The 12240-nt window shown below is 65.5% G+C and carries 9 protein-coding genes and 1 tRNA gene; 4 read left to right on the forward strand and 6 right to left on the reverse strand.

Annotated features, from left to right (window positions below; all coding sequences use genetic code 11):
- The first annotated feature begins 119 nt into the window (after positions 1 to 119).
- Positions 120 to 1094: a LysR substrate-binding domain-containing protein gene (locus tag P0645_RS04930; RefSeq protein ID WP_284163461.1), complete on the forward strand. Its 975-nt coding sequence runs from the start codon at positions 120 to 122 to the stop codon at positions 1092 to 1094.
- Between the two features lie 119 nt (positions 1095 to 1213).
- Here P0645_RS04930 and P0645_RS04935 read toward each other — a convergent pair.
- Positions 1214 to 1303: transfer RNA gene (locus P0645_RS04935), tRNA-Ser, on the reverse strand.
- 155 nt (positions 1304 to 1458) lie between these two features.
- Positions 1459 to 3366 (reverse strand): hypothetical protein, encoded by a 1908-nt coding sequence (locus tag P0645_RS04940; RefSeq protein ID WP_284163462.1) that lies wholly within the window; start codon positions 3364 to 3366, stop codon positions 1459 to 1461.
- Between the two features lie 267 nt (positions 3367 to 3633).
- Here P0645_RS04940 and serS point away from each other — a divergent pair, with 267 nt between their 5' ends.
- Both serS and P0645_RS04950 read left to right on the forward strand, forming a co-directional pair.
- A complete protein-coding gene (gene serS / locus P0645_RS04945) occupies positions 3634 to 4929 on the forward strand; it encodes a serine--tRNA ligase (protein WP_284163463.1) in 1296 nt (431 codons plus the stop codon).
- 205 nt (positions 4930 to 5134) lie between these two features.
- Entirely contained in the window at positions 5135 to 6163 is a 1029-nt protein-coding gene (locus tag P0645_RS04950) for a glycosyltransferase family 2 protein (protein WP_284163464.1), read from the forward strand.
- Here the strand turns inward: P0645_RS04950 and der are convergent.
- The 4 genes from der to P0645_RS04970 all read right to left on the reverse strand — a co-directional run bounded on the left by der (position 6160) and on the right by P0645_RS04970 (position 11742).
- Positions 6160 to 7635 (reverse strand): ribosome biogenesis GTPase Der, encoded by a 1476-nt coding sequence (gene der, locus P0645_RS04955; RefSeq protein ID WP_284163465.1) that lies wholly within the window; start codon positions 7633 to 7635, stop codon positions 6160 to 6162. The genes P0645_RS04950 and der overlap by 4 nt on opposite strands.
- Positions 7636 to 7680: 45 nt before the next feature.
- On the reverse strand, positions 7681 to 9021 hold the full coding sequence (locus tag P0645_RS04960) for an outer membrane protein assembly factor BamB family protein (RefSeq protein ID WP_284163466.1): 1341 nt from the start codon (positions 9019 to 9021) through the stop codon (positions 7681 to 7683).
- A 62-nt stretch (positions 9022 to 9083) separates the two neighbouring features.
- Positions 9084 to 9743 (reverse strand): tetratricopeptide repeat protein, encoded by a 660-nt coding sequence (locus P0645_RS04965; RefSeq protein WP_284163467.1) that lies wholly within the window; start codon positions 9741 to 9743, stop codon positions 9084 to 9086.
- A gap of 169 nt (positions 9744 to 9912) precedes the next feature.
- Positions 9913 to 11742, reverse strand: coding sequence for an ABCB family ABC transporter ATP-binding protein/permease (locus tag P0645_RS04970; protein WP_284163468.1), 1830 nt, complete (start codon positions 11740 to 11742; stop codon positions 9913 to 9915).
- Between the two features lie 86 nt (positions 11743 to 11828).
- Between P0645_RS04970 and P0645_RS04975 the strand changes: the two genes are divergently transcribed.
- On the forward strand, positions 11829 to 12170 hold the full coding sequence (locus P0645_RS04975) for an ArsR/SmtB family transcription factor (protein ID WP_284163469.1): 342 nt from the start codon (positions 11829 to 11831) through the stop codon (positions 12168 to 12170).
- Positions 12171 to 12240: the final 70 nt, after the last annotated feature.

The following is a 12240-nucleotide window of genomic DNA, read 5'->3' on the forward strand; positions in this document are numbered from 1 at the left end:
GGTTTCGTGGGCATGACGCTAGCCTTGGCGGCGAAGAGTTATAAGTCAATTGACAAGATTTGCGGCAAAACATAACTTTATGGTTATATCCATACCCGTTCGTTCCGCGGCAGGAGACCATGGAAGACATCGAGAAATTCTTCCGGCACGGCCTGAACATCCGGCACCTGAGGCTTCTGGTGGCGCTGGACGATCATCGCAGCGTGCGGCGGGTGTCGGCCTACCTCAACATCTCGCAGCCGGCAGTGTCGAAAACCCTCGCCAGTCTTGAGACCGGGCTGGGCGTATTGCTCTTTCATCGGCGGAACACCGGAATTGAACCGACCATGACCGGAGCAGCGCTGATCCGCAATGCGCGCAAGGTCCTGTCCCAGCTTTACGACGCGCAAAGCGAATTGCTCGACATCAATCAAAACCGCGTCGGCCGGCTTTCGCTTGGCATTCTGCCAGTGGCGGCGGTGCTTCTGGTGCCAAGGCTCGTCAGCCGGATCGAGGAAATCGCATCCTCGGCAACGATCAAGATAACCGAGGGCACGATGGCCACGCTTCTTCCCGCCTTGCGGGCAGGCGACATCGATCTGGCAATCGGCCTTCTGCCTTACGGACCGCTTGCCGCCGAATTCGACAGTGAGCTTTTGATCGAGGATCCGATGGTTGCGGCCACACGTCAGGGCCATCCGCTGACCCGAGAGGCCAGTCCGACCTGGGAAGACCTCGCACAGTTCCCGATGGTCCTGCCGCCGGGCAGCGCCAACACCCGCCTTCCCATCGATTCCATACTGGCCGCGCATCGCCTGACGCCATCTGCGCGTCGCGTCGAAACCGTGTCGACCATGGCAAGTGTGGGAACATTGCAGTTCACCGATTCCGTGGCCTTCATTGCTCAGTCGCTTGCACGGCATTTCGCCGATCTGGGAGTGGCGTCGATCCTGCCGCTTGAGATTCCCGATGTGACAATCCGCATCGGCATGATCTGGCTGAAGGCGCAACGCTTCACCGAAGCCCACGCCATAGCGCAGAGGCTGCTGCGGGAGATTGCGTCAGACATGGACCGGAACCGACCGGCCGGATCGGCAACCCGAAGCGCCGGTTGACCGACCTCCTGTCGCGAACCCGCCCAACGGGTCATCTGCAATCCAACACCATCGGCCCTGGCCCGACGTACCGGCACAGTGGGTGTGCCGGAAAATCATTCAGTATCAATTCACTATTGTGGCGGAGTGGAAGGGATTCGAACCCTCGAGACGGTTTCCCGCCTGCACCCTTAGCAGGGGTGTGCCTTCGACCACTCGGCCACCACTCCGCTGACCCGTTTAGCGGGCCGGTTCGGGCGGGGCAAGAGGCAAGCGCCTCATCATCGCAATATGAGTGGCCAGAGGCGCCGTTGAGGAAAGGTCCGCCCCTGGACCGGGCTTCCCGAGCCGGGGGCGGGGAAGGTGCATTGTGGCGATCCGCCCGTCAGCCTACCGGGATATCCTCGGGATAGGCCATGACATTTCCGGCATGCAGGAGCGAGAGATCGACGCCCGCGAGCAATATCGACGCGCCGCTGGCGTAGGTCAGCACCGCCCCTTCGCTCGACTGGCTCAGATCGGCGAGCGGGTCGTAGGTCTCGGTGTAGGGGTTGTAGCCGATGATCAGCCGGTCGGCGAGCGGGTCGAAATCCTCGATCCGGTCCTGGCCGCCGTCGGCGCCCCAGCTGGCGCCATGGCGGCTGGCGAAATAGACGTCGGCCCCCTCGCCGAGGAAGATGAGGTCATCGCCGAGCATACCGGTGACGACATCGTCGCCGGTACCTGCGTAGACGGTGTCATTGGCGTCCGAGCCGCTGATCGTATCCGCACCCTCGCCCGCCTCGACCAGCGTCAGATCGGTGCGGGCGGCAACGATATAGTCGCCGAAGGCGCTGCCGCGCAGCGCCTCGACCCCTTGCAGGGTCTGGGTGTCGGCGACCACAGCGGTATCGCGGGCGCCATATCCGGCCTCCATGATCTGGACCTGCACCTCGCCGTTCTGCTCGTAGAGGAGCAGACCGCCCGTCGCGGCGGCATAGTCGATCAGGTCGGAACCCGCCCCGCCGTCGACCCGGTCATCGCCCGCGCTCGCGACGATCGTATCGTTGCCAGCGAGCGCGAAGATCAGATCGTCGGCGCCGGTGCCGAACAGCAGATCGTCGGCGCCGGTCCCCGAAATATCGCCGCCGACGAGGCTGACCGTCACTGCGGCGCTGTTGTCGGCCATGTCGAGGTCGGGATAGGCGGGCGTGGTTCCGGTCGCAGGACCGACGACAGCAACCACCTGCCAGTCGCCGACGGCGACCGTTGCCGGTATGGCAAGATAATGACGCAGGTTCGCGGTCTGGCCTGAGCCGAGCGTCAGGTCGATACTCTCGACCAGGATCATCGCCGACGGCGCCGACGGATCGCCCTGACGAAGATAGAAGCTCACGCTCGCCGCGCCGCTGCCCACATTGCCTTCGTTCGCGATCGTTACATCGACCGCGACGGTGGCGCCGCCGTTGCGGTCGAAATCCGAGCCATAGGCATCGACCGAGAGAGAGCTGATGGCGAGGTCGAAGACCGGCGCCTCGACCGAAAAGGCCGCCCAGACGGTCGCATTGTCGGTTTCGCTGGTCTCGGCGAGGGTCTGGGCGGGGTCGACGACGCCCCGGACAAGATAATCGCCCGGCGCAAGGCTAAGGCCCGCGAGGTCGAAGCTGCGGGTGAGGCTTGCACCGGCGGCAAGGCCCTCGATATCGGCCAGCGGAACCGTCGCGACCAGCGCACCGTCGCCCGCCCGCATGATTTCGAGCACAAGCCCGGCGCTGGCCGACGTTTCGCCGTCCGACAGGACCGAGATGTTGACGACACCGCTCTCGCCCGGGGCAAGTGAACTGTCGGACAGGCTAATCGAACCCGCTGCCAGGTTCGGGACCGGAACATAAGTCAGTTGCGCAAAATCGAGCGTGCCATCGGCGAAAGTGAAATATTCGACGTTGGTCAGGACCGTCGTTCCATTGACGCCGGTCAGGCGGACGGTTGTCGCGTCGATCTGCTCGACCGACCAGTCGCCTTGCGACCCGGCCAGAATTGCCGTGTCGGTGCCCGCTCCGCCATCGACCGTGTCATTGCCGGTGCCCGCGTCCAGCCGGTCGTCGCCTGCATCGCCGAACAGCCGGTCATCGCCCGAACCGCCGAAGAGCTGGTCGTTGCCGTCACCGCCATAAAGCGTGTCGTTGCCCGCAAGGCCGGACAGCGTGTCGTTGCCGCCAAGGCCCGAGATCAGATCGGCGCTGCTGCCACCCGTCAACAGGTTGTTCTTGAAGTTGCCTGTCAACCCGCCGCCGGGTTTGCCGTTTGATGCCATGTTCTTCTCCTCACTCTGGAAGCGTGAAGATAGAGATCTCACGAACAAAAACAACCGGACATTGTTAATTAATTCGTTTCCAATCAGATGGTTATCCGTTTTCGCCGTGACAGCCTGACGCGAAGCCACCCGATCGCGGAAGGGCCTTGCCTCAACGAAGGTTCGAAGGTCATCATGTCCGCGACCGCCCGGACTGGGCGTCTTTTTGGCGGTTTTCAACCGGGCCGCCATCGGGCATATATCGGGCCGCAATCGACAGGTGATCCCATGCACGACATCCGCGCCATCCGCGACAATCCCGCCGAGTTCGACCGCCGCCTGACGCGGCGCCCGGGGTCGCAGGCGATGTCGCAAGCGATCCTCGCGATCGACGAGGCGCGGCGGGCGCAAATCCTCGCAGCCGAAACCGCACAGGCGGCGCAGAACGCGGCGTCCAAGGATGTGGGCGCGGCCAAGGCGCGGGGCGATGACGCAGAGTTCGAGCGGCTGCGCGCGCTTGTCGCCGACAAGAAGGCCGAGATCGCGCGACTGGGCGAAGAGGCGGGCGCCAAGGACGAGGAACTTCGCCAGCTTCTGCTGACCATTCCCAACCTGCCGCTGGACGAGGTCCCCGACGGCAAGGACGAGCAGGACAACAGGGAAATCCGCCGCTGGGGTACGCCCGGCAGCTTCGCCTTTCAGCCGCGCGAACATTTCGACATTGCGGGCGTGAAGGCCGGGATGGATTTCGAGACAGCCGCCAAGCTTTCCGGCAGCCGCTTCGTCGTCCTGAAGGGCGCGGTCGCGCGTCTCCACCGGGCGCTCGCGCAGTTCATGCTCGACCTGCACACGACCGAACATGGCCTGACCGAGACGATGACCCCGGTCCTCGTCAAGGAAGAGGCGATGTATGGCACCAACCAGCTGCCGAAATTCGCCGAGGACAGCTATCAGACGACCAACGGCTGGTGGCTGATCCCGACGTCGGAAGTCACGCTGACCAACACGGTGGCGGGCGATATCCTTGACGAGGCGGTGCTGCCGATCCGGATGACCTCGCACACCCAGTGCTTCCGGTCGGAGGCAGGCAGCGCGGGCAAGGATACGGCCGGCATGCTGCGCCAGCACCAGTTCGAGAAGGTCGAGATGGTGTCGATCACCACGCCCGACACCTCGCTCGCCGAACATGAGCGGATGACGAAATGCGCCGAAGCGGTGCTCGAACGGCTGGGCCTGCCCTACCGCACCATCGTCCTTTGCGCCGGCGACATGGGGTTTGGCGCGCAGAAGACCCATGATCTGGAGGTTTGGCTGCCTGGCCAGAACTGCTACCGCGAGATTTCCTCCGTTTCGGTCTGCGGCGATTTCCAGGCGCGGCGGATGAATGCGCGCTTCCGGCCGCAGGGCGGCGGCAAGCCGGAGTTCGTCCATACCCTGAACGGCTCGGGCCTTGCCGTCGGGCGCTGCCTGATCGCGGTTCTGGAAAACGGCCAGACCGAGGATGGCGGCGTGGTGCTGCCGCAGGCGCTGTCACCCTGGCTGGGCGGCAAGACACGGCTTACACCCGATGGACAGCTTGTCTGAGCCTGCGCGCGACTGCCGCTTGACCGGGAGCATCTTCCGTCGGACAGTTCCGTCGGCTCGGTCTTCTTGGGGAAAATGGTGGTGACGGGTTGCAACATGATCGGAGCTGCGATCACGGCGAGCGCGCCGGACGCCGCGCGCAGACACACTGCGCGTCCGTTCGGGCGATGCGATCGGCAGGCGTGCGCGTGATGAAAGACAACTGATGCAGTCAATGCTTCCCGACCGGAGCTTCCGGACATGGCCGATCGCGGCGCCCCGCACCCTGATCGCCACCTGCATGAAGGACGAAGGCCCCTTCATCCTCGAGTGGCTCGCCTGGCATAAGTCCATCGGCGTGACCGATTTCGTCGTCTTCACCAACGATTGCACTGACGGCACCGACCGGCTGCTGGACCGGCTGCATGACATGGGCGAACTGCTCCATCTGCCCAACCCGGCCGTGTCCACCGGCGAAACCGCCTTCCAGCCGACCGCGCTGAACTATGCCCATCATCTGAAGCAAATGCGCGAGGCGGATTTCTTCATCTCGATGGATGTCGACGAGTTTCTGAACATCCGCGTCGGCGAAGGATGGCTGGCCGATCTCTTCGCTGCGGTCGGTGCGTTCGACGCGCTATCGGTCTCCGAAGTCAATCACGGCGCCAACGGCCAGAAAGGCTATGAGCGCGGCTGGCTTCTCGATCTCTTCCCGATGCATCAGACAATGCGCCCGGGCAAGATGAAGTCGCGCCGCGGGGTCAAGAGCATCGTGCGATTGTCGGACAAGGTCGAACGGCTGCGCAATCACCGCCCCGACATGTTCACCGATCGAGGGCCGCTGCGCTGGCTTGACGGATCGGGGCGCGACCAGAAGACGCTGCCCGCGGACCGAAGCGAGAACGGCCTTGATTGCCGCGGTACCTATGATCTGGTGCGGCTGGAGCATTTTGCGCTGCGTTCGCTGAACAGCTATCTTGCCAAGATGTACCGGGGCGACGTGGTGGTGGCAAAGAAGCAGGTTTCGCGCACCTACTGGCGTGTCCGCAACAAGAACGAGGAAGCGTCAGGCGATTATGGCGCACGCCTCAGCCGCGCCAAGACCTATCACCGCGACCGCTACGAAAGCGACGCGGGCCTGATGGCCCTGCATGAGGCCTGCTGCAATGCCCATGCAGCGCGGATCGAGGAGCTTCTGCAGAAGAACGAGTTCATCGAGCGCCGCGACTGGATCCTGGCCGAGGCCTGGCCCTAACCCTTGCGGTAATCGGGGCGGTTCGTGCCTTCCTTGTGTTTCCGCAGCCGCGAGGGCGTGTGGAACTTCTTGTTCTTGTAGGGATTCTTGTCGCCCTGATCGCGGAAGGTCAGCCGGATCGGCGTGCCCGGCATGTCGAAATCGGTGCGCAAGCCATTCACCAGATAACGTGAATAGCTTTCCGGCAGGTCCTCGGCATGGTTGGTCATCACCACGAAGGCCGGGGGCCGTGTCTTCACCTGCGTCATGTAGCGCAGCTTGATCCGCTTGCCGCCCGGCGCGGGCGGCGGGTGCGCCTCGGTCATGGCGCCCAGCCACTGGTTCAGCTTCGCGGTCGAGATGCGGCGGTTCCAGACGTCATAGGCCTTCAGGATCGCCGCATGCAGCCGGTCGAGCCCCTTGCCGGTCTTGGCCGAGACGGTGACGAGCGGGGCGCCCCGAAGCTGCGGCAGAAGCCGTTCGAACGCCTCGCGCAGTTCCTTCAGCTTCTCGGTCTTGTCGTCCTCGAGGTCCCACTTGTTGGCAGCGACCACCACGGCGCGACCCTCCGTCTCGGCGAAGTCGGCGATGCGCAGGTCCTGCTGCTCGAACGGGATGCCGACGTCGAGAAGCACCACGACAACCTCGGCGAAGCGCACGGCGCGCAGCCCGTCAGAGACCGAAAGCTTTTCCAGCTTCTCCGTCACCCGCGCCTTCTTCCGCATACCTGCCGTATCGAAGATCCTGACCGGCGTGCCCATGAAGCTCGACTTGACCGAGATCGCATCGCGGGTGATCCCGGCCTCGGGCCCGGTCAGAAGCCGGTCCTCGCCGATGATCTTGTTGATCAGCGTCGATTTCCCGGCGTTCGGCCGACCGATCACCGCGATCTGCAGCGGTTTCGCCTCGGTCGGCATCCGGACGGGCGCGTCCTCGCCTTCGTCCTCGGCAATATCGACATCCACCTCCGGCGCATCCGCTGCGGCGCGTTCGGCGAAGGCGTCGGCATGGGGTCGCAGGATATGGTAAAGCTCGTCCATCCCCTCGCCATGCTCGGCAGAGAGGCGGACAGGTTCGCCAAGCCCCAGCTCCCAGGCCTCGATCACGCCCGCATCCGCCGCGCGGCCCTCGGCCTTGTTGGCGGCGAGGATGACATGGGCATTCTTCTTGCGCAGGATATCGGCAAAGACCCGGTCGGTCGCGGTGATGCCTGCACGGGAGTCGACGAGGAAAAGGCAGATGTCCGCCATCTCGACCGCGCGCTCGGTCAGACGCCGCATCCGGCCCTGCAGGCTGTCGTCGGTCACATCCTCAAGCCCCGCGCTGTCGATCACGGTAAAGCGCAGATCGCCCAGCCGCGCCTCGCCCTCGCGCAGGTCGCGCGTCACGCCCGGCGTGTCATCGACCAGCGCGAGCTTCTTACCAACCAGCCGGTTGAACAGGGTGGATTTGCCGACATTGGGCCGGCCGACGATGGCAAGCGTGAAACTCATGGCGCGTTCTTTCTTCGGAAGGCGCCCCCATACACGGCTTTCTTCTCAGCGGAAAGCGTGAAGCGTGCCGGATTTCGACAGGACATACAGCGTCCCACCCGCGACGACCGGGCCGGATGCGGCGCCGCCCGAAATCTCAGCCGTGCCGACGAGCTTGCCCGAGGCAGGATCGAAGGCGCGGATCAACCCGTCGGTCGAGGCGGTGATCAACCGCCCGCCCGCCAGAACCGGCCCGTGATGGGCGTAAATCGCCCGGCGGCGCTTGTCCTTGTCCTTGGTGAAATAGGGCAGGTCCACGCGCCAGACTTCGGCACCGCTCGCGGCCTCGAGCCTGACCAGCTGATCTTCGTCATTGACGAAGAAGACCGACCCGCCTGCGACGACCGCTGCCCCCGTCGCGCCGTCCGGCGCCGACCAGAGCACCTTGCCGGTTTCCATCTCGATGGCGCCGAGCCGCCCGGCGGCGCTGCCCGCGACCAGCGTTCCGCCCGCGATCACCGGATCGCCGGTCAGGTCGGAATAGGAGGCATAGGCCCGCCCCACCCGCTTGCCCGCCACATAGCCCTGCCATTTCGGCGTGCCTTCGGCGATGTCGATGGCCAGAAGCTGGCCGGTCGCGAAGGGGAAGACCACGGTATCGCCCGACACTGCCGGCGCAGACCCGTCGACGATGCCCGCACGGGCGGAAGACCCCGGTATCTGCCAGGCGACCTTGCCGTTTGCCGCATCGACCGCCCAGGCCGACCCGTCACGCGCAACGGCGAAGACCTTGCCACCCGCCGCCGCCGGGGCACCCGCCACCGGCGATTCGAAGCGCTGGCGCCAGGCGACAGCCCCGGTCGCGGGATCAAGCGCCAGAAGCTCGCCGAAACCTGTCGTCACGAACAGCCGCCCGTCAGCGAACGCCAGACCACCGCCTGCCGCGTCGCCCGCCCGTTCGCCCGCTGGCGTAAGGTCGACCTGCCAGACGACGCCCCCGTTGGTACCGGTCGCCGTCACATGTTCCTCTGAGTCGAGAGTGAAGATGCGTCCGCCCGCCACGACGGGCGCCGCCGTGATCCGGTTCTTGCGGCTCTCGCCCGACCCGACCTTGGCCGACCATGCAGGGGTCAGCGCGCCGGAATAGGCGGCATTGCCGCCCGCATGGCTCGCATTGCCGCCGACCTGCGTCCAGTCGCCGCCGCTTTGCCCGGGCAGCGCGATCGCGACCGGGGCCGCACCCGCGCCAAGGGGCGCTGCATCCTCGGCCACCGTCGCCTCGCCGCCGATCACCGCCTCGCGCGGCACCTGGCGGTGGCCTTCAAGCACCAGTTCCTTCTCGGCGCAGCCCGCGAGAAGCGCCCCAAGCGCCAGAACCGCGGTCGTGGTTTTCAATGTCGCGGCCATCCGCCCTCTCCTGCCCGTCCGTCCGATGCTGCGGGGCGCGCCGAAGGCCGCCCCGGCCCGGACTATCCCTGTTGGTCCCCGGCGCCGAGCGCCGTCAATATCTGCCCGACCCGGCCGATCTGCGCACTGGTCGCCTCCGCATCCTCGGCCACCGATTTCAGAAGCGTCACCGCCTCGTCCTGCCTGCCCGCCTCCAGCAATACCATCGCCTGTTGTTCCACCGCCAGCGTCCGGAACGGCGCGCCGGGCTGGGCCAGCTCGGCCAGCGTCGCATCACGCTGCGCCGCGTCCATGGCGGAACCGGCAAGGAGGACCGATTTCAGCTTCGCGAGCTGGCGGTAAGTGTCGGGAACCGCCGCATCCTCGGCAATCGGGCGCAGCACGTCCAACGCGCGCGCCCTGTCGCCCGCCGCTTCGGCCTCGGACGCGACGAGAAAGGCCTTGAGAGCGGCGCGCGTCGCGCCGTCGCCCGCATCGACGGAAGCAAGCGCATCCGCCCGCCCGGCGGCTTCGTTCTGGCCGAGCGCCGCCACCAGCGCATCGCCGAACGATTGCGAGGCGGCTTCCGCCCGCGCCTTCTGCCATTCGCGCCAGGAAGCGCCGCCGACAAGGATCAGGATCGCCAGGATGCCGATCCAGCCATATGTGCGGAAAAGGGCGAACAACCGGTCGCGGCGGACTTCCTCGGTCACCTCGTCGATGAAACTGTCGGTCTCGCTCACGGTCCGCCCTCGTACATGCCTCGCCCCGTCTTACACGCAAGCGCGCGAGATTGCCAAGAGCGGGCGGGGCCAGCACAGGCGGCTCGTCGAGCACTTCGTGCACTCCTCGTCCGCCGGGGCGCGCGGCGACGAGAAACGAAGTGCCCGAGGAGGCGCGCTCGCGCCCGGGCTAGCCCGCCCGGACCTCGGCTTCCTCTGCTTCGCCCTCGGCCGATTGCCGCGCCCACATCGCCGCATAGCGGCCGCCCCGCGCCAGCAGCTCCTCATGCCGCCCCATTTCGGCCACCTCGCCCTTGTCCAGAACCACGATCCGGTCGGCGTCTGCGATGGTGGAGAGCCTGTGGGCGATGGTGATCACCGTCCGCCCCTGCCCCATCGCCGCCAGACTGTCCTGGATATCGCGCTCGGTCTGGGTGTCGAGCGCGCTCGTCGCCTCGTCCAGCAGCAGGATCGGCGGATTCTTGAGGATCGTGCGGGCGATGCCCACCCGCTGCTTCTCGCCCCCCGACAGTTTCAGCCCGCGCTCGCCGACCTTCGTCTCATAGCCATCGGGAAGCGACATGATGAAATCATGGATCTTCGCCGCCTGCGCCGCCGCGATCAGCTCTTGCCGGTCTGCCCCGGGGCGGCCGTAAGCGATGTTGTAAAGGATCGTGTCGTTGAAAAGCACCGTATCCTGCGGCACGACGCCGATCTGATGATGCAGGCTGTCCTGCGTGACCTCGCGCACATCCTGCCCGTCAATGCGAAGCGCCCCGCCGGTCACGTCATAGAAGCGGAAGAGCAGCCGCCCGATCGTCGATTTGCCCGAGCCCGAGGGCCCGACAATCGCCACCGTCTCGCCCGCGCCGATCTTTAGGCTGACGCCCTTCAGGATCGGCCGCGCCGCCTCGTAGCCGAAGCACACATTGTCCAGCACGACCTCGCCGCCCCTGACCTGCAAGGCGGGCGCGCCGGGCCGGTCGACGATCTCGGCCGGCTGGTCGAGAAGATCGAACATCTCGCCCATGTCGGTCAGCGCCTGCCTTATCTCGCGGTAGACCGTCCCGAGGAAGTTCAGGGGCATGGTGATCTGGATCATATAGGCGTTGACCATCACGAAATCGCCGACCGTCAGCGCGCCCGCCCGGACGCCCATCGCCGCCATCACCATCACGATGACAAGGCCGGTGGTGATGATCAGCGACTGGCCGAAATTCAAGGCCGAGAGCGAGAGGCCTGTCTTGACCGCCGCCTTCTCATAGCCCTCCATCGCCCGATCATAGCGCGCCGCTTCCCAGGCCTCTGCGCCGAAATATTTCACCGTCTCGAAGTTCAGAAGGCTGTCGATCGCCTTCTGGTTCGCATCCGTGTCCTGTTCGTTCATCTGGCGGCGGATCTTCACCCGCCATTCGGTGATCTTGAACGTATAGGTCACATAGAGCGCGATCGTGATCACCACGACCGCCGCATAGCGCCAGTCGAAGAGAAGCGCGAAGATCACGGTGACCATGCTGAGTTCGAGGATCAAGGGCCCGATCGACAGAAGCATGAAGCGCAGAAGGAATTCGACGCCCTTCACCCCCCGCTCGATGATGCGCGAGAGGCCGCCGGTCTTGCGGGTGATGTGATAGCGCATCGACAGGCGGTGGATGTGGGTGAAGGTCTCGAGCGCGAGCTTCCGCAGCGCCCGCTGCCCGACCCGCACGAAGATCGCATCCCTGAGTTCGTTGAACCCGACCGAGCCGAGCCGGGCGAGGCCATAGGCGATGGTCAGCCCGACCGCGCCGAAGGCCAGAAGCCAGGACGGGTCGCCCTTTGACGCCCCATTCAGGGCATCGACCGCCGCTTTGTAGAAGAACGGCGTGGAAACGGACACGACCTTTGCCAGAACCAGCGACAGAAGCGACAGAACGATGCGCCGCTTCACCCAGGCCTCGCCATCGGGCCAGAGGTAAGGTGCGACGCGCCGCAAGGTCCGTGCCGCGCTTCGCCGCTCCGCTCTGCGGGTATCCGTCATTCTTCTCTCCGCTGCCTGCGCCGGTTGATTACCCGGCGCCCGGTTGCTATCAAGGATCAATTCAACGATTCATGAGTAGTTGAGCGATGGAGGAAAGTCGAGCCCTTGCGGCCATACAGGCCCTCGGTCACGAGACGCGGCTTTCGCTCGTGCGGATTCTCGTCGGCGCGGGCCGCGCGGGCCTCACGCAGGGCGATCTCGCCCGCCGCCTCGGCGCGACACCCTCGCGCCTGGCCTTCCATCTCGGTCTTCTCGAACAGGCAGGCCTGATCGCCGCCCGCCGCGAAAGCCGCAATGTCTTCTACGCTGCCGATACCGCAGGCCTCGGCCGCCTGATCGGCTATGTGCTGAACGACTGCTGCGCTGCCCATCCCGAAGTCGCGGCCTGCTGTCGCCATCCGGAAAGGCATTCCCGGCACCAGAACTGATCACGCAACCGCGCCAACGCAGGTTCCGTTTTCCCCTTCATCTTGGCTGAAATACCTCGGGTGGGTCCGG

It is taken from the genome of Frigidibacter sp. SD6-1, assembly GCF_030143255.1.
GTDB lineage: Bacteria > Pseudomonadota > Alphaproteobacteria > Rhodobacterales > Rhodobacteraceae > TMP-24.

Coding starts and splice junctions, on each gene's coding strand:
- P0645_RS04930 (WP_284163461.1), top strand. CDS start 120: ATGGAAGACATCGAGAAATTCTTCCGGCACGGCCTGAACATCCGGCAC.
- P0645_RS04940 (WP_284163462.1), bottom strand. CDS start 3,366: ATGGCATCAAACGGCAAACCCGGCGGCGGGTTGACAGGCAACTTCAAG.
- serS (WP_284163463.1), top strand. CDS start 3,634: ATGCACGACATCCGCGCCATCCGCGACAATCCCGCCGAGTTCGACCGC.
- P0645_RS04950 (WP_284163464.1), top strand. CDS start 5,135: ATGCAGTCAATGCTTCCCGACCGGAGCTTCCGGACATGGCCGATCGCG.
- der (WP_284163465.1), bottom strand. CDS start 7,635: ATGAGTTTCACGCTTGCCATCGTCGGCCGGCCCAATGTCGGCAAATCC.
- P0645_RS04960 (WP_284163466.1), bottom strand. CDS start 9,021: ATGGCCGCGACATTGAAAACCACGACCGCGGTTCTGGCGCTTGGGGCG.
- P0645_RS04970 (WP_284163468.1), bottom strand. CDS start 11,742: ATGACGGATACCCGCAGAGCGGAGCGGCGAAGCGCGGCACGGACCTTG.
- P0645_RS04975 (WP_284163469.1), top strand. CDS start 11,829: ATGGAGGAAAGTCGAGCCCTTGCGGCCATACAGGCCCTCGGTCACGAG.